At 64.3% G+C, this 17063-nt stretch carries 14 protein-coding genes; 4 read left to right on the top strand and 10 right to left on the bottom strand.

Annotated features, from left to right (window positions below; genetic code table 11):
- Positions 1–36 precede the first annotated feature (36 nt).
- The 5 genes from dnaE to A6F68_RS09725 form a co-directional block, all read right to left on the bottom strand.
- Positions 37–3507 carry a DNA polymerase III subunit alpha gene (dnaE, locus tag A6F68_RS09745; protein ID WP_067679238.1) on the bottom strand — a complete coding sequence of 1157 codons (3471 nt, stop codon included), beginning with the start codon at positions 3505–3507 and terminating at the stop codon, positions 37–39.
- A gap of 65 nt (positions 3508–3572) precedes the next feature.
- Positions 3573–4052 (bottom strand): glutathione peroxidase, encoded by a 480-nt coding sequence (locus A6F68_RS09740; protein ID WP_067679235.1) that lies wholly within the window; start codon positions 4050–4052, stop codon positions 3573–3575.
- 5 nt (positions 4053–4057) lie between these two features.
- On the bottom strand, positions 4058–4585 hold the full coding sequence (locus A6F68_RS09735; RefSeq protein WP_067679232.1) for a DUF1579 family protein: 528 nt from the start codon (positions 4583–4585) through the stop codon (positions 4058–4060).
- A gap of 91 nt (positions 4586–4676) precedes the next feature.
- Complete coding sequence (locus A6F68_RS09730; protein WP_067679229.1) at positions 4677–5354, bottom strand: ABC transporter ATP-binding protein; 678 nt, start codon at positions 5352–5354, stop codon at positions 4677–4679.
- Positions 5347–6588: a lipoprotein-releasing ABC transporter permease subunit gene (locus tag A6F68_RS09725; protein WP_067679226.1), complete on the bottom strand. Its 1242-nt coding sequence runs from the start codon at positions 6586–6588 to the stop codon at positions 5347–5349. Before A6F68_RS09725 ends, A6F68_RS09730 begins: the two co-directional genes overlap by 8 nt.
- Before the next feature lie 152 nt (positions 6589–6740).
- Here A6F68_RS09725 and purF point away from each other — a divergent pair, with 152 nt between their 5' ends.
- The 3 genes from purF to A6F68_RS09710 all read left to right on the top strand — a co-directional run bounded on the left by purF (position 6741) and on the right by A6F68_RS09710 (position 9391).
- Positions 6741–8213 carry an amidophosphoribosyltransferase gene (purF, locus tag A6F68_RS09720; protein WP_067679223.1) on the top strand — a complete coding sequence of 491 codons (1473 nt, stop codon included), beginning with the start codon at positions 6741–6743 and terminating at the stop codon, positions 8211–8213.
- Positions 8214–8924, top strand: coding sequence for an SDR family NAD(P)-dependent oxidoreductase (locus tag A6F68_RS09715; RefSeq protein WP_067679220.1), 711 nt, complete (start codon positions 8214–8216; stop codon positions 8922–8924). It begins immediately after the preceding gene.
- Positions 8925–9043: 119 nt separating this feature from the next.
- Complete coding sequence (locus A6F68_RS09710) at positions 9044–9391, top strand: PilZ domain-containing protein (protein WP_057882900.1); 348 nt, start codon at positions 9044–9046, stop codon at positions 9389–9391.
- 34 nt (positions 9392–9425) lie between these two features.
- Here A6F68_RS09710 and A6F68_RS09705 read toward each other — a convergent pair whose 3' ends face one another.
- Positions 9426–10712, bottom strand: a complete 1287-nt coding sequence (locus tag A6F68_RS09705; protein ID WP_067679218.1) for an SAM-dependent methyltransferase — start codon at positions 10710–10712, stop codon at positions 9426–9428.
- Between the two features lie 35 nt (positions 10713–10747).
- Positions 10748–12118: a cryptochrome/photolyase family protein gene (locus A6F68_RS09700; RefSeq protein WP_067679216.1), complete on the bottom strand. Its 1371-nt coding sequence runs from the start codon at positions 12116–12118 to the stop codon at positions 10748–10750.
- Between the two features lie 41 nt (positions 12119–12159).
- Here A6F68_RS09700 and A6F68_RS09695 point away from each other — a divergent pair, with 41 nt between their 5' ends.
- Positions 12160–12921 carry a phosphatase PAP2 family protein gene (locus tag A6F68_RS09695; RefSeq protein WP_084001786.1) on the top strand — a complete coding sequence of 254 codons (762 nt, stop codon included), beginning with the start codon at positions 12160–12162 and terminating at the stop codon, positions 12919–12921.
- On the opposite strand, the gene A6F68_RS09690 is transcribed toward A6F68_RS09695, so the two are convergent.
- The 3 genes from A6F68_RS09690 to A6F68_RS09680 form a co-directional block, all read right to left on the bottom strand.
- Positions 12906–13868, bottom strand: coding sequence for a metal-dependent hydrolase (locus A6F68_RS09690; RefSeq protein WP_067679215.1), 963 nt, complete (start codon positions 13866–13868; stop codon positions 12906–12908). The two genes, A6F68_RS09695 and A6F68_RS09690, sit on opposite strands and share 16 nt — an antisense overlap.
- 165 nt (positions 13869–14033) lie before the next feature.
- A complete protein-coding gene (locus A6F68_RS09685; RefSeq protein WP_067679213.1) occupies positions 14034–15068 on the bottom strand; it encodes a 2-oxoacid:ferredoxin oxidoreductase subunit beta in 1035 nt (344 codons plus the stop codon).
- On the bottom strand, positions 15065–17011 hold the full coding sequence (locus A6F68_RS09680; RefSeq protein ID WP_067679211.1) for a 2-oxoacid:acceptor oxidoreductase subunit alpha: 1947 nt from the start codon (positions 17009–17011) through the stop codon (positions 15065–15067). The genes A6F68_RS09685 and A6F68_RS09680 overlap by 4 nt, the downstream gene beginning before the upstream one ends.
- Positions 17012–17063: the final 52 nt, after the last annotated feature.

Raw genomic sequence — 17063 nt, 5'->3', positions numbered from 1 at the left:
TCCTTTTCCCGGCCTGTCGCCGGTCGAGGAGCCGGGTCAGGCGACCAGTCGCAGATTCGGTCCGCGCTGGGTTGTCAGCTGCACATTGGCAAGTCCCTCGATGCTTGCCAAGCGCTCGGCGAGCTCCCCGTCCAGATGGAAATCGCGGCCAAGCCGCACCGTGGGATCGCTCTCGCTACCGGTCCGCAGCCGCAGGCGCACTTCGCCCTTGCCATCGGGGCCGTGCAACAGCTCCGCCTTGAGCGCCTCGATCGCTTCCGCGGCGGTGACGTCAAGGCTGAGCACCATCCGCGCTGCAGCTTTCACATCCCGCAAGGGCCGTGCGCCGCGAACGGTCACCCGGGGTGGTTCGTCCGGGCTGGGACTGTCGAGCTCGACGTTGAGCAGGACGCAGGTGCCTTCTTCGGCCCACTTCACGAAGTTGGCCACCAGCGACTCCTCGAAACAGGCCGCGGAGAATTGCCCTGAGCTGTCGGAGAAGTCGGCCCGCACGAAGTCCTTGCCCTTCCGCGTCCGGCCTTTGTTTACCTTCTCGACCATGGCCGCCATCACTGCCGGAGCGCGCCCGCCGTTTGGCGCACCCGCTTCCATCAGCGAAGCGAAACTGCGCGCGCCGTTGGCGGAAGCGATGGCCCGGTACTGTTCGACCGGATGCGCAGAGAAGTAGAAGCCGAAGTTTTCCCGCTCCATGGCCATGCGCTCGGATCGCGGCCATTCGTCGGCGTCTTTCAGGCGGAGAGCGGTCTCGGGTTGCGCATCGCCGCCGAAAAGCCCCGCCTGCCCGCTTTCCCGCTCACGATTGGCGGCTTCGCTGACCGCCAACAGGAGATCGGCATTGGCGAAAAGCTTGGCACGGTTGGGCTCAAGCTTGTCGAGTGCACCCGCCGCGATCAATCCTTCGAGCTGGCGCGAATTGAGCGACCCCTTCGGCAAGCGCTGAAACAGGTCCTCGAGGGATTCGAACCACCCGTTCGCCTCTCGCTCTGCGACCAGCGCCTCCATCGCCTTCTCGCCGACGTTCTTGATGCCTGCCAGGGCATAGCGGACGGCGTACCCCTCGTCGGTTCGCTCGACGGTGAACTCTGCCTCCGAGCGGTTCACGTCGGGAGGCGCCACCTCGATCCCGGATCGCCTTGCGTCGTCGACGAATGCGGCCAGCTTGTCCGACTGGTGCATGTCGAAGCACATGGACGCGGCGTAGAACTCTTCGGGGTAATGCGCCTTGAGCCAACCAGTCTGATAGGCCAGCAGGGCGTAGGCGGCGGCGTGAGACTTGTTGAAGCCGTAACCTGCGAACTTGTCGATCAAGTCGAACAGCTCGTTGGCCTGGCGAGACGGGATCTGCGAAACTTCGGCGCAGCCGTCGACGAAACGCTGACGCTGCGCGTCCATTTCGGCTTGCACCTTCTTGCCCATCGCGCGGCGCAGGAGGTCCGCATCGCCCAGTGAGTAGCCGGCGAGGATTTGCGCCGCCTGCATCACCTGTTCCTGATAGACGAAGATGCCGTATGTTTCGGCGAGCACACCCTCCAGCTTGGGGTGCGGGTACTCGATCGGCACCTCCCCGGCCTTGCGCTTGCCGAACAGGGGAATGTTGTCCATCGGCCCCGGCCGATAGAGCGAAACCAGCGCGATGATGTCGCCGAAATTGGTCGGCTTCACAGCGGTCAGCGTGCGCCGCATGCCTTCGGATTCCAGCTGGAACACGCCCACTGTGTTACCGCTCTTCATCAGGTCATAGACCCGCGGGTCGTCGAGCGGCAGCGCCGACAGGTCGATCGCGACCCCACGCTTCGCCAGCAGTTCGACCGCCTTCTGCAACACGGACAGCGTCTTGAGGCCGAGGAAGTCGAATTTCACCAGCCCTGCGCTTTCGACATGCTTCATGTCGAACTGGGTGACGGGCATATCCGATCGCGGGTCGCGATAGAGCGGGACCAGTTTCGCCAATGGCCGGTCGCCGATGACCACGCCCGCGGCGTGGGTAGAGCTGTTGCGCGGGTACCCTTCGAGCTGCATCGCGAGGTCGATCAGACGACGCACGTCGTCGTCGTTGTCGTATTCGCGCTTGAACTCGGACACCCCGTTGAGCGTCCGCGGAAGAGTCCACGGGTCGGTCGGATGGTTGGGCACCATCTTGCACAGCCGGTCGACGTGGCCGTAGCTCATCTGCAGGATTCGACCCGCGTCACGCAGCACAGCGCGCGCCTTCAGCTTGCCGAATGTGATGATCTGCGCGACGTGATCGTCGCCGTACTTGGCCTGCACATAGCGAATGACTTCGCCGCGACGAGTTTCGCAGAAGTCGATGTCGAAGTCCGGCATCGAGACGCGTTCGGGATTAAGGAAGCGTTCGAAGAGCAGGCCCAGCTTGATCGGGTCGAGATCGGTGATGGTCAGCGCCCAGGCGACGAGCGAACCGGCGCCCGAACCGCGCCCCGGCCCAACGGGTATCCCGTTGTCCTTGGCCCATTTGATGAAGTCGGCAACGATCAGGAAGTAACCCGGGAAACCCATCTGGTTGATCACGCCGATCTCGAATTCGAGGCGGTCGACGTAAACCCTCAACTCCTCGTCGGGGATCGCACCGTACTTCTCCAGCCTCGCTGCGAGACCCTTGCGCGAATCTTCGGCCAGCATCCGCGCCTCGCCCTCGAGGTCGCCGGCGAGACTGGGCAGGATCGGGTCCCGCTTGGGTGGCGCAAAGGCGCAGCGTTTCGCGATCACCAGCGTGTTTGCCGTCGCCTCGGGCAGGTCGGCGAACAACTCCTCCATCATCGGCGCCGACTTCACGAAGGCTTCCGGGTTGGAGCGCGGCCGCTCGGCCGCATCGACATGGGTCGAATTCGCGATGCACAACATCGCGTCGTGCGCCGGATGAAAATGCGGATCGGCGAAATTTGCCGGGTTCGTTGCGACCAGAGGGAGGTCGCGGGCATATGCGAGGTCGATGAGCGCGTCTTCGGCCGCGTCGCACACAGAGGAACTGCGCCGGGCCAGCTCGATATAGAGGCGCCCCGGAAATAGTCCTTCAAGTTGGTCGCAAAGCGCTTCCGCATCGTCCGAGCGACCATCAGCCAGCAGACGAGTCAGGCCGCCCTCGCCGGCACCGGTCAAGGCGATCAGACCATCGGTGCGCCCGGCGAGATCATCGAGCGTGACATGCGCCGGCAGCTCGGTCGGCCGAGCCAGGTGTGCCCGGCTAACCAGGTCGCAAAGGTTGTCGTAGCCAGCCTCGTCCTGCGCAAAGAGGGGCAGGTGATCGATCGTCTGGCCAGACCCATCTCGGGCGATGCCGAGAAGCGTGCCGATGATCGGCTGGATGCCGAGATCGAAACACGCCTTCGCAAATGCCATCACCCCGTAGAGGCCGTTGCGATCGCAGATGGCGATGGCCGGAAAGCCGCGATCTTTTGCGAGCCGCGCAATCGCCTTGGGATCGATCGCTCCCTCAAGCATCGAGTAGCTCGACATGACGCGCAGCGGCACAAAGGGAGCGAAGGCCATGGAGGTCACATTAAGTGTGGCCGGCCGATTCGGAAGGGGTCAGGTCCGCAAATTGTCCACAGAGCCTAAAGGAGCTTCTCGATGTCCTTCTCGACTCCCTTGGGCGCGTCGGCCGGTCCGTAGCGCCTCACGACGTTCCCCTCGCGATCGACCAGAAACTTCGTGAAGTTCCATTTGATGGCCCGGCTGCCCATGAGACCGGGGGCCTCGCCTTTCATCCAGTCGTAAAGCGGACTGGCCCCTGCCCCGTTCACTTCCACCTTCTTGAGGACCGGAAACGTGACGTCGTAGGTCAGCTTGCAGAAGGTTGCGATCTCTTCGGCATTACCGGGTTCCTGTGCTCCGAACTGGTTGCAGGGAAAGCCGAGCACCTCAAAACCCTTGTCGCCATACTTGCGCTGAAGCGCTTCGAGACCTTCGTACTGCGGCGTGAAACCGCATTTGCTGGCCACGTTGACCACCAGCAGAACCTTGCCAAGTTTCTCGCTGAGATCGAGCTGGCTGCCGTCGGGCTTCTCGACGGTGAAATCGGCAATGGTCGTCATCGGCGCTACTCCTTGTGCGGCCGATAGATCAGGTCGAACGATGTTTGCCAAGTAAGGCCGTGATCGGCCGAGAACTCACCGTGTTGGCGGACTGCTCCATCGGGCTGCCTGGAATAGGACATCCGGGTAAGGCCATCTTCACCCTTCGGTCCGGATCCCTTCCACTCCCCTGTCAGTATCATGCCGCCAGAGACCGGACCGCCGGTGAAATAGACCGGCCCGGGGGCGCTGCCGATCCAGGTCTGCGTCCACCGCTTCGTCGTCGGATCGTAACCGGTCAGGCTCCCGCCCCCTGCGCCCTTCAAGGGCATCCAGTTCTCGCGCACGGCGCAGCCGTTGTAGAGCTTTTCTATCTTGCTGCGCGCGACCTGCGTGTCCCTGCCATTCGGGAACACGTCCCACTCCCCAATCCAGAAGTCGAACGCTTCGTAGTCCGCTCCGGCACACGTTGGCGGAGGAGGTGCCGGGGGCGGCGCGGAAGCAACCGGCGCGGCGGATTGAGCGAATGCGATAGCGGCGGCGAATGATATCACGTCTGTCTCCCCTTAAGCGGAGATGACCGCCTGGGGTTTGCCAACTAAGCAATCGCGATTCTGCGAAGCCCTCGCGCCTATCGACAGGCGTCTATTCGAGAAGCCCTTCGTGCAAACGAACGACGCGATCCATGCGTCCCGCCAGTCGTTCGTTATGGGTCGCCACGAGTGCCGCGCTTCCCTCACCTCGCACGAGGCCCAGGAATTGTTCCAGCACGATATCGGCAGTGTGCTCGTCGAGATTGCCGGTCGGCTCGTCGGCAAGAACGAGCTGCGGTCGGTTGGCGAGCGCACGACCTACGGCGACGCGCTGCTGCTCGCCCCCCGAAAGTTGGCTCGGGCGATGCGTCAACCGGTGACCGAGGCCCAATGAGCCGAGGATTTCCCGGGCGCGTTCTTCTGCTTCGGGCTTGCCTCGTCCCGCCACAAGCTGCGGGATGACGACATTCTCCATCGCGTTGAAGTCGGGCAAGAGGTGGTGGAACTGGTAGACGAAGCCCAGGTGCTCCCGACGAAGGGCGGTCCGGCCTTCTGGGGGAAGCGCGCTGGCGTCGACCCCGGCAATCTCGATCTTGCCCTTGAAGCCGCCTTCCAAGAGCCCGACTGCCTGCAGCATCGTCGACTTGCCGGACCCGGACGGGCCCAGAAGCGCAACGATTTCACCCGGGGCGATCGACAAGTCGATACCGCGCAAGACGTCGATCCGCTCGCCCCCTTGCTCGAACGAGCGGGCGAGCTTGGTCAACCGGACGACAGGGCCGTCACTCATAGCGCAGCACCTGTACCGGGTCGGTGCTCGCCGCCTTGAAGGCGGGATACAGCGTAGCGAGGAAGCTGAGGATGAGCGCGAGCAAGGCAATGCCGACGATTTCGACCGGATCGGGACGCGAAGGCAATGTGGTCAGAAAACGGACGGAAGGATCCCAGAGGTTCTGCCCCGTCACTACCTGGATCACGTTCACGATGCCCTGACGGAACGCGAGGATCAGGAAACCGAGGAGGAGCCCTCCCCCCGTGCCGATCGCACCGACGGTGAAGCCTGCCGTCACGAATATCTTGAGCAACGAGCGGCGCGTGGCGCCCATCGTCCGCATGATCGCGATGTCCCGCGTCTTGGCGCGCACGAGCATGACGAGGCTCGACAGGATATTGAATGCCGCCACCAGCACGATCATCGACAGCGCGAAGAACATCGCGACCCTTTCGACCTCTAGGGCCTCGAAAAGCGACGCATTGATCGTCTTCCAGTCATTCACCACTGCCTGCCCGGCGAGCCGCCGCGCAACCGGTTCAAGGTATTCTCCGGCGCTGTCGGCATCGTCCGTGGTCACTTCGATCATGCCGATCGTATCGCCGATCAGCATCAAGGTTTGCGCGTCGGCGATGGGCATCACGACGAAAGCCTTGTCGTAATCGTAGACTCCGATCTCGAAGACTGCCGCCACCCGATAACCGACCTGTCGCGGCACCTGACCGAACGGCGTGGACCGCCCGGCAGGATTGATGATCGTGATCGTGTCCCCGACCTGCGCGCCGATGTTCTCCGCCAGCCTGACCCCGATAGCGACCTCTCCGGCGTCGGGCTTCAGCATGGAGATATCTCCAGCGACTACCTTGTCGCCGAGACCGCGGATATCTTCGGAAGTGTTACCCCGCACCAGAACCGCTTCGACACGACCGTTGAAGGTTACCAGAAGCGGTTGCTCGATCAGCGGACTTGCACTGGTTACGCCGGGGGTCTTGCGGATGTCCTGCAGAATGTTCTGCCAGTTATCGAGCCTTCCCCCGTATGCCTGAACGATCGCGTGGCCATTCAGGCCCACGATCTTGTCGAGCAGTTCCGCCCGGAAACCGTTCATCACGCTCATGACCACCACGAGCAGTGCAACCGACAGCATGACGACGCCCACGCTTATCCCGGCGACGAGCGCGATGAAGCCCTCGCCCTTGCCCGGCAGCATGTAGCGCTTGGAGATCGTCCATTCGAAAGGGGAAAGCAGCAAGAGAGGCGCGTCTCGTTCAGGGAAGCGGTCGGTGAGGCCGTGTAGTGAGGCAACGCGCGCCGCGCAATGGCGCAAGGCATGGCGACTGGCCTTGTCTTTACCCTGCAACATCGCCATTGAGCGGCGCGCGAGCAGCGAGGCCGGACAGCCCCATGATCTTTCATCACCCGTTCGAAACTGCGGACGGCGACAAGCTCCGCGAGGAGTGCGGCGTATTCGGCGCGATCGGCGCGGCCGACGCGTCGGCCATAACGGCTCTTGGCCTCCACGCGCTCCAGCACCGGGGCCAGGAAGCCGCCGGCATCACGAGCTTCGACGGGCAGGAATTCTACTCGCGGCGCGGCCAGGGCCACGTCGCGGAGAATTTTTCTTCGCAGGATGCCTTGGCGGAGCTGCCGGGAATCATGGCTGCGGGCCATGTCCGGTATTCGACGACCGGCGGTTCGGGGCTGCGCAATGTGCAACCTCTCTATGCCGACTTGGCCGCGGGCGGGTTCGCGGTCGCGCACAACGGCAATATCTCGAATGCCCAGACCTTGCGTGACGAGCTGGTCCGGAAGGGCGCGATCTTCCAGTCCACCTCCGATACCGAAGTCATCATCCACCTCGTCGCGACGAGCCGGTATCCGACGACGATCGACCGCCTCATCGACGCCCTGCGCCTGGTCGAGGGAGCCTATTCGCTGGTCGTGATGACGCCTGAAGGCATGATTGCCTGCCGCGATCCGCTGGGCATCCGGCCGCTGGTCATGGGCAAACTGGGCGACGCCACGGTGTTCGCAAGCGAGACCGTAGCCTTCGACGTGGTCGGCGCCGACTTCGTTCGGCAGGTCGAACCGGGCGAGATCGTCCGCGTGGATTTCGACGGGAATGTGGTCTCGAGCCATCCATTCGGCACGCGCCAGGCCCGGCCGTGCATCTTCGAGCATGTCTATTTCAGTCGCCCCGATTCGATCTTCGACGGGCGCTCCGTGTACGAGGCCCGCAAGGCGATTGGCCGGGAACTGGCGATCGAAGCTCCGGTGGAAGCCGACCTCGTCGTCGCCGTTCCGGACAGTGGGGTTCCCGCCGCGATCGGGTATGCCCAGGAATCGGGCGTGCCGTTCGAACTCGGGATCATCCGCTCGCACTATGTCGGGCGAACTTTCATCCAACCCGGTGACGGCGCCCGGCATTCGAGCGTGAAGCGGAAGCACAACGCGAACCGTGGCCTCGTAGAGGGCAAACGCATCGTCCTGATCGACGATTCCATCGTGCGTGGAACGACTTCGATGAAGATCGTCGAGATGATGCGCGATGCGGGAGCGACCGAAGTCCATTTTCGCGTCGCCAGTCCGCCGACCGCGCATTCGTGCTTTTACGGTGTCGACACCCCCGAGCGCTCGAAGCTGCTTGCGGCACGCATGGAAATCGAACCGATGCGCCAATTCATCAAGGCGGATAGCCTGGCCTTCGTCTCGATCGACGGTCTCTACCGTGCCGTCGGCGAGACCGGTCGCAACCCCCTCCGGCCGCAATTCTGCGATGCGTGTTTCACCGGTGATTATCCAACCTCGCTGACCGATCTGAAGCAGCGCGAGATCCAGGACGCGCAGCTGCCGCTTCCCGTCAACAAGGTCGCGTAAATGGCTGATGAAAAAGCACTCGAAGGGCGGGTTGCGCTCGTCACAGGGGCCAGCAAGGGCATCGGCGGGGCAACGGCGATCGCGCTGGCCCAGTCAGGGGCGCATGTCGTCCTGACTGCTCGCGACGTTAAAGCTCTCGAAACGGTCGAAGATGCGATTCACGCCGTGGGAGGCAGCTCGACGATTGCACCGCTCGACCTTGCAGAGCAGGACGGGATACCTCGTCTGGCCTCCGCGATCGCGCAGCGCTGGGACCGTCTGGACATCATGGTGATCAACGCGGCCTACCTGCCGACGCTTTCGCCCGTCACCCAGGTCGATAGCAAACAGTTCGGGCAGGCGCTTACCGTCAATGTGTTGGCGACCCAGGCATTGCTGGCGGCTTTCGATCCCCTTCTTAAGCGAGCGGGACACGCCCGGGTCATCGGACTGACGAGTTCAGTCGGCTCGGCGCCTCGGGCCTTCTGGTCCGCTTATGCCGCCAGCAAGGCCGCCTTCGAAGTCCTGCTAGATTGCTACGCGATGGAAGTCGAAAAGCTGGGCGATACGCGGGTCGCTATCGTCGACCCCGGCGCAACTCGCACAGGAATGCGGGCCAAGGCGTATCCGGGCGAGGATCCGGCGAGCGTGAAGCCACCCGAGGATGTCGCGGCACGGATCGTCACGCTGCTCCAGAGCGACTTTCCCACGCGCCACCGCGAACGTCCTTAAAACCCGGTTAACCGACCCTCGCAACGCTCTCGAAAGCGGCTTGCGGCACCGTGCGATCTGTCTGGTCGGTGGCCCCGGCAAGACGAACCCTGAGGGACGCAAGCAAGGGCTCGAATGCCATGATCAATACGACCGACCGTTATGCCTTGGCAGCACAGGAAGACCGGTGCGCACCGCGCACGAAGATCAGCATCCCGGCGCAACTGCGCGCATCGGGGGGCCGACCGTTCCGCACGGTCGTGCACGACCTGTCCATTTCGGGTTTCTCTGCGGCAGCGATCAACCGGATGCATGTCGGCCAGTTCTGCTGGCTCACGCTTCCCGGGCTCGAATCACTGCAGGCAGAGGTTATCTGGTGGGACAACTGCATCGCCGGCTGCGCCTTTTCGGAGCTGCTCAGCCCGATCGTCCACGACAACATTCTCGCCCGCTACACCGGCGGAACGGTGTTCCGCCCGGTCGCTTGACCGGGCGATACCCCGCGGGGTTGGGGGGATCCCCCTAGCTGGCTTTGATCAGGGTGACCTGGTGGACATCTATTCCGCCGCCGCGGAAGCCCCCTTCGCAGTACATGAGGTAATAGCGCCACAGGCGGATGAACCGTTCATCGAAGCCGGCGGGTAACCGCCCTTCGTCGACCGCGAGGTCGAAGTTCTTGCGCCACATCGCCAGCGTCCGGGCATAATCCTGCCCGAAGTCTGACTGATCGGTCCACCGCAAGCCACGCTCTTCGGCGAGCGCGCGGAATTCGCTCGTCTTGATCAGCAGTCCACCTGGAAAGATGTAAGCCTGTATAAAGTCGGCGCTCTTCGCATAGGCTTCGAACAGTGATTCCTTCATCGAGATGTACTGTATCGCCGCTCGCCCACCCGGCCGAAGGTTGCGCGCGATGCAATCCATGAAGGTAGGCCAGTATTCGCGGCCCAGCGCCTCGACCATCTCGACGCTGACGATCGCATCGTATTGACCGTAGGTGTCGCGGTAGTCCTGCTTGAGGAAACGCGGATTGCCCGGATCGGTCGCGCGCGAGCGACAATATTCGAGTTGCTCGTCCGACAAACTGATCGCGTCAACCTGCGTCCTGCCGTCCTGCGCCGCCGCGTGGGCCAACATGCCCCATCCGCAGCCGATCTCCAGCAGGTTGTCCGCATTGCGGGCATCCACCCGGTTGAGCATCGCCATCGCCTTGCCGAGTTGAGCATAATCCAGCTCGGTCAGCAGCTGCTGCGCTTTTGAGGGCTTTCCGTCCGTGTCGAACAGGGCGCTGGAATAACACATCGATTGCCCGAGCCAGGCTGCGTAGAAGTCATTGCCGAGGTCGTAGTGTGCGTGAATGTTCCGCACGGCGCCGGCGTGGGTATTCCGGTTGAGCCAGTGCGCAAATCGGGCGGCGAGGCGGAAAGGACCACGTGCGCGGCCGGTATCCCCGAGCGCGTCGCCGTTGGCCATGAAGAGAGCGAATACAGGCACCGGATCGGGGCTGTCCCATTCGCCCGCTTCCCATCCCTGGTACCATCCGATCGATCCGTTCGAGGCGAGGCGCAGGAGTGCCCGCCAGTCACGGATGTGGACGGTCGCTTCGAATCCCGGAGCGCGGCCGCCGAGCAGGCGCGTCGTGCCATCGGGAAGGTGGCCGACGATGGTTCCGCTTTCGAGGCCGGCATCGATGCGGTCGAGTACCTTGTGAAAGCCGGGCGCGAAAAGCCGCGCGATGCGCCCCGGACTGCGCTCGAACCGCGCGCCCGCTTCCAAGAGGGAGCCGCCCCTTCCTAGCCCCTGTGCTTGCATGGCGCGCCTATGGACCCGATGGAAACGGGTCGCAACTAGCCACGCGACTTGCGGTAGGCCGAAAGGGCGCGCTCGCGGGCTTCCTTGTGACCGATCATCTTGGGCGGGTAATCGCCGCGCTGATCGTCCGGGGGATCATGGATGACTTCGTCCGGTAAGCTCGACAATTCCGGAACGAATTCGCGGATGTAGTCGCCCGCGTCGAACTTCTCGCTCTGGGTCAGCGGAGCCATGATTCGCGGAAACATGTTGCTGTCGACACCCGTGCCACTGATCCATTGCCAGTTGACGCCGTTGTTGCCGTAATCCGCATCGACGAGGCAGTCCCAGAACCACCGCTCGCCTTCGCGCCAGTCGATGAGCAGGTGTTTTACAAGGAAGCTTGCCGTGATCATCCGCACCCGGTTGTGCATCCATCCCGTTTGCCACAACTGGCGCATGCCGGCGTCGACGACGGGATAGCCGGTCATCCCGCGCTGCCATGTCTGCAAGTCGTTCCGAGCGGGTTTTCTGCTCCGCCACAGATCGCCGTATCCGTCGCGATAGCTTTTGCGCGGATAGTCCGGAAACTGCGCGATCACGTTCTGCGCGTAATCGCGCCAGATGATTTCCTTGGCGAAGGTCGCCCAGCCCTGCCCGCGGCGTCCGTGCAGTCGATGCCAGACCTGCGCCGGGGAAATCTCCCCCCAATGCAGATGTGGCGACAGTCGCGAAGAGCCATCGATCGATGGAAGGTTCCGGCCATCGTCGTAGTCGGCGACCATCCCCGACCATTCCTCCAGACGGTCGTGCGCGGCAGCTTCGCCCACCTGCCAGAATGCACGCATGCCGCCAGCCCAATCGGGCTTCGACGGGAGGAGACCCCAGTCGGCGAGGTCATCGCTATCCGGCCACCTTTCGGGCAGACTTATGGTGTCCGGCGCCGGCAGGGGCTCGCGCGGGGGCATCTCGTCCAGCACCGCCTTCGAGAACGGCGTGTAGATCTTGTAGGGATCGCCCGAACCGGTAGTGACGGCTCCGGCAGGCAAGAGATAATTCCCGTCGTGAAGGACGAGATTCACCTCCCCTGCTACCTTGCGCTGCGCTGCCCGCCACCACGGTTCGTAGTGCCGGATCGCATGAACGCACTGCGCGCCGACTTCCTTCGCCAACTGGATGAGCTCGCTTGCCGCATCGCCTCGTCGCAGGACGATCCTCGACCGATGCTTTCCGAGGTCGCGAGAAAGACTGTCGAGCGACTGATGGAGCCACCAGCGCGCCGCCCCGCCGATGGCGTGATCCCCCGGGGCGTCGTCATCGAGCACATAAACCGGGATCACTGGCCCGGCCTGGGCGGCATCGTGGAATGCGGGCTGGTCGGCAAGGCGGAGGTCGCGGCGTAGCCAGACGATCTGGGGAGCGGTCATCGTGTCCGGAACCCTATGCGACCCGCAGCGGTTCCCCCCGCATGGCCGAATCCGACATTGTCACGCCCGAAGAGCCGCCGGTCCCCGCCGAGACGGTTCGCCTGCCAATGCGCGGGTTCACGATCGACCGCCGCAAGGCGCTGATTGCCGCAGCGATCCTGTGGGCTGGCTACGCGCTGATGGTGTTCCTGGTCGTGACCGAGCGCACCGGGGCGTACGATCGTTGGGGCCTGATGATCAACCGCACCGGCGATCTTGCCGCGCTGAGCGGACCGAAGCTGGTGGCCGAAATTGTCCGCGATGTGACCGCGCTGGGCGGCGTCTTCCTGCGAAACCTGTTCGCGCTCGCGGCGGTTGTCGCCCTCCTCTTTCTCAAGTTGCGGCGCGAGGCGTTCCTGTTCGCCGCGACCGTGATGACCGGTTGGATTGTCAACACCGGGATGAAGACGCTGGTCGGGCGCCCACGCCCCGAGATCGTGCCGCACCTGACCGAGGCGGGCGGAGCGAGCTTTCCGAGCGGGCACAGCTTCAGTTCGGCGGTCGTCTATGTCGGCATGGCGCTCGCTTTCGCTTCGCTCAGCCAGCGCCATTCGGTGCGCTATACCGTCATCGGCGCGGCCATGGTGCTTTCGGCGATGGTGGCGTGGAGCCGGGTGATGCTCGGCGTGCACTTCCCCAGCGACGTGACCGCGGGCTGGCTCGGCGGCGCGGGCTGGGCGTTCCTGGCGGCCGCGCTCCTCTACAAGCCCGCCAGGGCGGCAGCGGACAGCGGCGTTTCGGAACACCCTCACTCCGCCCGCTGATCGAAGACCTGCGAACATGCATCGTCCGGCAACGCGACCGTAAACCGGTCGACGGCGCGCGGATCGAGGAAGCGCGCATCCCGCAATACCAGACTCCCGTCATCGATCCTTTCGACCAGCGGGACCCGCGACCAGAAAAGGAATGCCGCGATCTGTGGATCGCTGCGCGCAAGTTCATCGAGCCTGCACGATGGCCACCACGCGTCCCCGACCTTCTCGACCGATACGCGTTCCGCAGTCGGCCCGCGATAACCCGGGATGATATGATGCCGCCCGTCCTCGCCCCTGAAGATCAGGTCGCGCTTTCGCGGATCGAACGGAACCGGTGCGGCGATTGCGGTGGAGCCCAGTTCCAGACTGTGCATCCGGGCGAAATCGCGCGAAATCGTCCAGTTTGCGCCGATGTACAGCATAGTCACGACCAACCCCAGCCACGCCGGATTGCGCCAGGCCCCGCCGCGCTTCTCGCGCCGCAGCGACAGCCAGGTCGCCGCGCCCATGACCAGCCACAGCCACACGTCGATGATGAACAGCGTGTCGCCATAAAACCAGCGGCTGCTGAACGGCTCGAGCAGGCGCACGCCGTAGACGTTGAGCCAGTCCAGCGCCGGATGCGACAGCGTGGCGAGGAACGCCAGAGCGAAAAGCGACACGAAGTCGACACTCAAACGGCCCTCCGGCCGGGTGCCGCGTTTCGCCTGCCAGCGGTCGAACCACCACAGCCCGCCAGCTAGCAACAGCGGCAGCAAGACCATGGCGATCGGCCCGTGAGTGATACCGCGGCGGATCGCGAGATGTTCCACTCCATTGACCCAGAACAGGCAGCCGGCGTCGATATCCGGAATGTTCGCGCCGATGATGAGCGCGGGCATGGCGAGCCCGGTTTTCCGCTTGAGCCCGCCCTGACCGATGAGCGCCCCGACGAGGCTGTGGGTCAGGTTATCCATGCTCGACCGGGCTCCTTGCCGCCGAGGTCATGTCACACCTGTCACACAATCCTGGAGAAAAACTCCAGGCCTTTGGCGCACGGGATGCGTCAGGTCGATGAACGAGGCGGTTCGCGGTCATACGAACCGGGCTAGCAGTGCGGCCGGAAGTAGGAAATCGCTTCCTCAGATGGGGTCCTGCGCGGTTCCGCTCACGGTCCAGGTCTGCCCCGTAGCGAGCAACTTCGCCAGGTTCGCTTCCTTGCCCGCGCTGGCCTTGGCGCGCTCTTCGGCAACCGCTGCCTCGAAGGTCGGGCGCGGGTCGTCGTAAAGCACCCCGAGTGCCATCGGGAACGGACCGAACGGCATTTCGACCAGCATGTGCGCGACCGAGCGGTTCTTCACGTCGTGGACGATCACGCCCGCCGACTGCCAGTCGCCGTCCGCGACATCGACGACCTTGAGGCGCAGCGCCTCGCGATCGAGCGCGATACCTTGCGTTCCGCCTGCGAACAGCATCGGCTCGCCGTCCTGCAGCCAGAGCTGGCGGTCTTCCGCACCCTTGGGCGCGGCGAAGGCGTCGAACACGTCCTTGTTGTAGACGATGCAGTTCTGGAAGATCTCAACGAAGGCCGCGCCCTGGTGAGCGTGCGCCGCCTTGAGCACATCCGGAAGGTTCTTCGACACGTCGAACCCGCGCCCGACGAACCGCGCGCCCGACCCGAGCGCGAAAGCCGCGGGCCGCGCGGGATGGTCGACCGAGCCATACGGCGTCGAAGGGCTGCGGGTGCCTTCGCGGCTTGTGGGCGAAGCCTGTCCCTTGGTGAGGCCGTAGATCTCGTTGTTGAACAGCATGATCTGCATGTTCACGTTGCGGCGGAGCACATGCATCAGGTGGTTGCCGCCGATGCTGAGGCCGTCGCCGTCGCCCGTCACCAGCCACACGTCGAGTTCCGGACTGGCGAGCTTGATCCCGGTCGCGAACGCTGGTGCGCGGCCGTGGATCGTGTGGAAGCCGTAGCTTTCGATGTAGTACGGAAAGCGGCTCGAACACCCGATGCCGCTGACGAACACGGTCTTGGCCGGGTCGGCGCCCAGTTGCGGCAGCGTGCGCTGCACTGCCTTCAGGATCGCGTAGTCGCCGCACCCGGGGCACCAGCGAACCTCCTGGTCGGTCTCCCAGTCCTTCAGCGTCGTGGTGATGGGGGTCATGTCGTTCATGGGTTCACCGCCTTCACGCTCGGGAGCTGCTGCAGGTTGGGTTCGATCTCGTCACCGCCGGCATCGCCGGGAACGCCGTCGAAATAGGTCGCGATTGCCGCTTCCAGCTCGGCGATCTGGAACGGCTGGCCGCTGGTCTTGGTCAGCGGCTGCGCGTCCACGAGATACTGGTCGCGTAGCACGGTCTTGAACTGACCGGTGTTCATCTCGGGCACAAGCACCTTGTCGAACCCGCGCAGCAGGTCGCCGAGGTTGGCCGGCATCGGCCAGATGTGGCGCACGTGGATGTGGCTCACGTCCATGCCCTTGGCGCGGCTGCGGCGGACGGCCTGGTGGATCGGGCCATAGGTGCTGCCCCAGCCCACAACCGCGAGCTTGCCCGAAGTCTCTCCGAGCGCGACCTCCTGGTCCGGCACGTCGATCCCGTCGACCTTGCCCTTGCGCGCGTCGGTCATCGCCTGGTGGTTGCCCGGTGAATAATCGATGTGGCCGGTATCGACCGCCTTCTCGATGCCGCCGATGCGGTGCATCAGGCCGGGAGTGCCGGGCCGGATCCACGGCCGCGCGCCCTTTGCGTCGCGCTTGTACGGCAGCAGTTCGTCGCCGGCGTTCTTCTCTTCCAGGAAAGATACGGGCATCGGCTTGAAAGTTGCCGGATCGGGCACCTTCCAAGGCTCGGCGGCATTGGCGATATACCCGTCGGTCAGCAGCATGACCGGGGTCATGTACTGCACCGCGATGCGGCAGGCCTCGATCGCGCACTCGAACACGTCTGCCGGGCTGCGCGCGGCGACGACCGGCATCGGCGCGTCGCCGTTGCGGCCGTAGACCGCCTGGTAGAGGTCGCTCTGCTCGGTCTTGGTTGGGAGGCCCGTAGAAGGCCCGCCGCGCTGCGAGTTGACGATCACCAGCGGCAGTTCGGTCATGATCGCAAGGCCCATCGCCTCGCCCTTGAGCGCGATGCCGGGGCCGGACGACGAGGTAACGCCGAGCTGACCGGCGTAACTCGCGCCGATGGCCGAACAGATCGCGGCGATCTCGTCCTCGGCCTGGAAAGTCGTGACGCCGAATTCCTTCAGCCGCGCGAGGTGGTGCAGGATCGCGCTTGCGGGAGTGATCGGATAGCCGCCGAAAAACAGCGGCAATTCGAGCAGCTGGGCACCGGCGACGAGACCCATCGCCACCGCTTCCGCGCCGGTGATCGTGCGATAGAGGCCGGGCGCGCTCGGCACGGGGTCCAGGTGGAGCTGCTTGAGCGGCCCCGACAGTTCGGCCGTCTCGCCATAGGCGTGACCCGCGTCGAGCGCAGCAATGTTGGCATCGGCCAGTTCGGGCGCCTTGGCGAACTTGGCGCGCAGCCACTGGTGGATTGGCTCACGCGGGCGGTCGAACATCCACATGGCGAGGCCGAGCGTCCACATGTTCTTGCAGCGCAGGGCATCCTTGTTGCCGAGACCGAACGGCTTCACCGCCTCGATCGTCTGCGCAGAGATGTCGAACGCCAGCACCTGCCACTTTGCAAGGCTGCCGTCCTCGACCGGGTTGGTCGCGTACTTGGCCTTGTCGAGGTTGCGCTTCGAAAATTCGCCGGTGTCGATGATGAGCAGCCCGCCGGGCTTCACCGCCTCGACGTTGGTCTTGAGCGCCGCCGGGTTCATCGCGACGAGCACGTCGGGCGCATCGCCCGCGGTGTTGATCTCGCGGGAGCCGAAATTGATCTGGAACGCGCTGACGCCGAACAGCGTGCCCTGAGGCGCGCGGATTTCCGCCGGGAAATCGGGAAACGTCGCAAGGTCGTTGCCCGCGAGCGCGGTCGACAGCGTGAACTGTCCGCCGGTCAGCTGCATGCCATCGCCGGAATCCCCGGCAAAGCGAACCACCACGGCGTCGGGGGTATTCGAGGAAACCGCGGCCTGCGGTTTCGAAACGGCCTGGTCAGCCATCAAGCATCCTTGTCATGCGCCTTTCCGGCGCCTTCTTTCGGGTGAGGCGGGC

Source organism: Tsuneonella dongtanensis (assembly GCF_001698205.1).
Lineage (GTDB): Bacteria > Pseudomonadota > Alphaproteobacteria > Sphingomonadales > Sphingomonadaceae > Tsuneonella > Tsuneonella dongtanensis.
Note: the sequence above shows the minus strand (reverse complement) of the source record. Positions and strands in the feature narration are given on the sequence as shown.

Excerpts from the sequence above, each read along its gene's own strand:
- dnaE (WP_067679238.1), bottom strand. The coding sequence starts at position 3,507 with ATGGCCTTCGCTCCCTTTGTGCCGCTGCGCGTCATGTCGAGCTACTCG.
- A6F68_RS09740 (WP_067679235.1), bottom strand. The coding sequence starts at position 4,052 with ATGACGACCATTGCCGATTTCACCGTCGAGAAGCCCGACGGCAGCCAG.
- A6F68_RS09730 (WP_067679229.1), bottom strand. The coding sequence starts at position 5,354 with ATGAGTGACGGCCCTGTCGTCCGGTTGACCAAGCTCGCCCGCTCGTTC.
- purF (WP_067679223.1), top strand. The coding sequence starts at position 6,741 with ATGATCTTTCATCACCCGTTCGAAACTGCGGACGGCGACAAGCTCCGC.
- A6F68_RS09715 (WP_067679220.1), top strand. The coding sequence starts at position 8,214 with ATGGCTGATGAAAAAGCACTCGAAGGGCGGGTTGCGCTCGTCACAGGG.
- A6F68_RS09710 (WP_057882900.1), top strand. The coding sequence starts at position 9,044 with ATGATCAATACGACCGACCGTTATGCCTTGGCAGCACAGGAAGACCGG.
- A6F68_RS09705 (WP_067679218.1), bottom strand. The coding sequence starts at position 10,712 with ATGCAAGCACAGGGGCTAGGAAGGGGCGGCTCCCTCTTGGAAGCGGGC.
- A6F68_RS09700 (WP_067679216.1), bottom strand. The coding sequence starts at position 12,118 with ATGACCGCTCCCCAGATCGTCTGGCTACGCCGCGACCTCCGCCTTGCC.
- A6F68_RS09695 (WP_084001786.1), top strand. The coding sequence starts at position 12,160 with ATGGCCGAATCCGACATTGTCACGCCCGAAGAGCCGCCGGTCCCCGCC.
- A6F68_RS09690 (WP_067679215.1), bottom strand. The coding sequence starts at position 13,868 with ATGGATAACCTGACCCACAGCCTCGTCGGGGCGCTCATCGGTCAGGGC.
- A6F68_RS09685 (WP_067679213.1), bottom strand. The coding sequence starts at position 15,068 with ATGAACGACATGACCCCCATCACCACGACGCTGAAGGACTGGGAGACC.
- A6F68_RS09680 (WP_067679211.1), bottom strand. The coding sequence starts at position 17,011 with ATGGCTGACCAGGCCGTTTCGAAACCGCAGGCCGCGGTTTCCTCGAAT.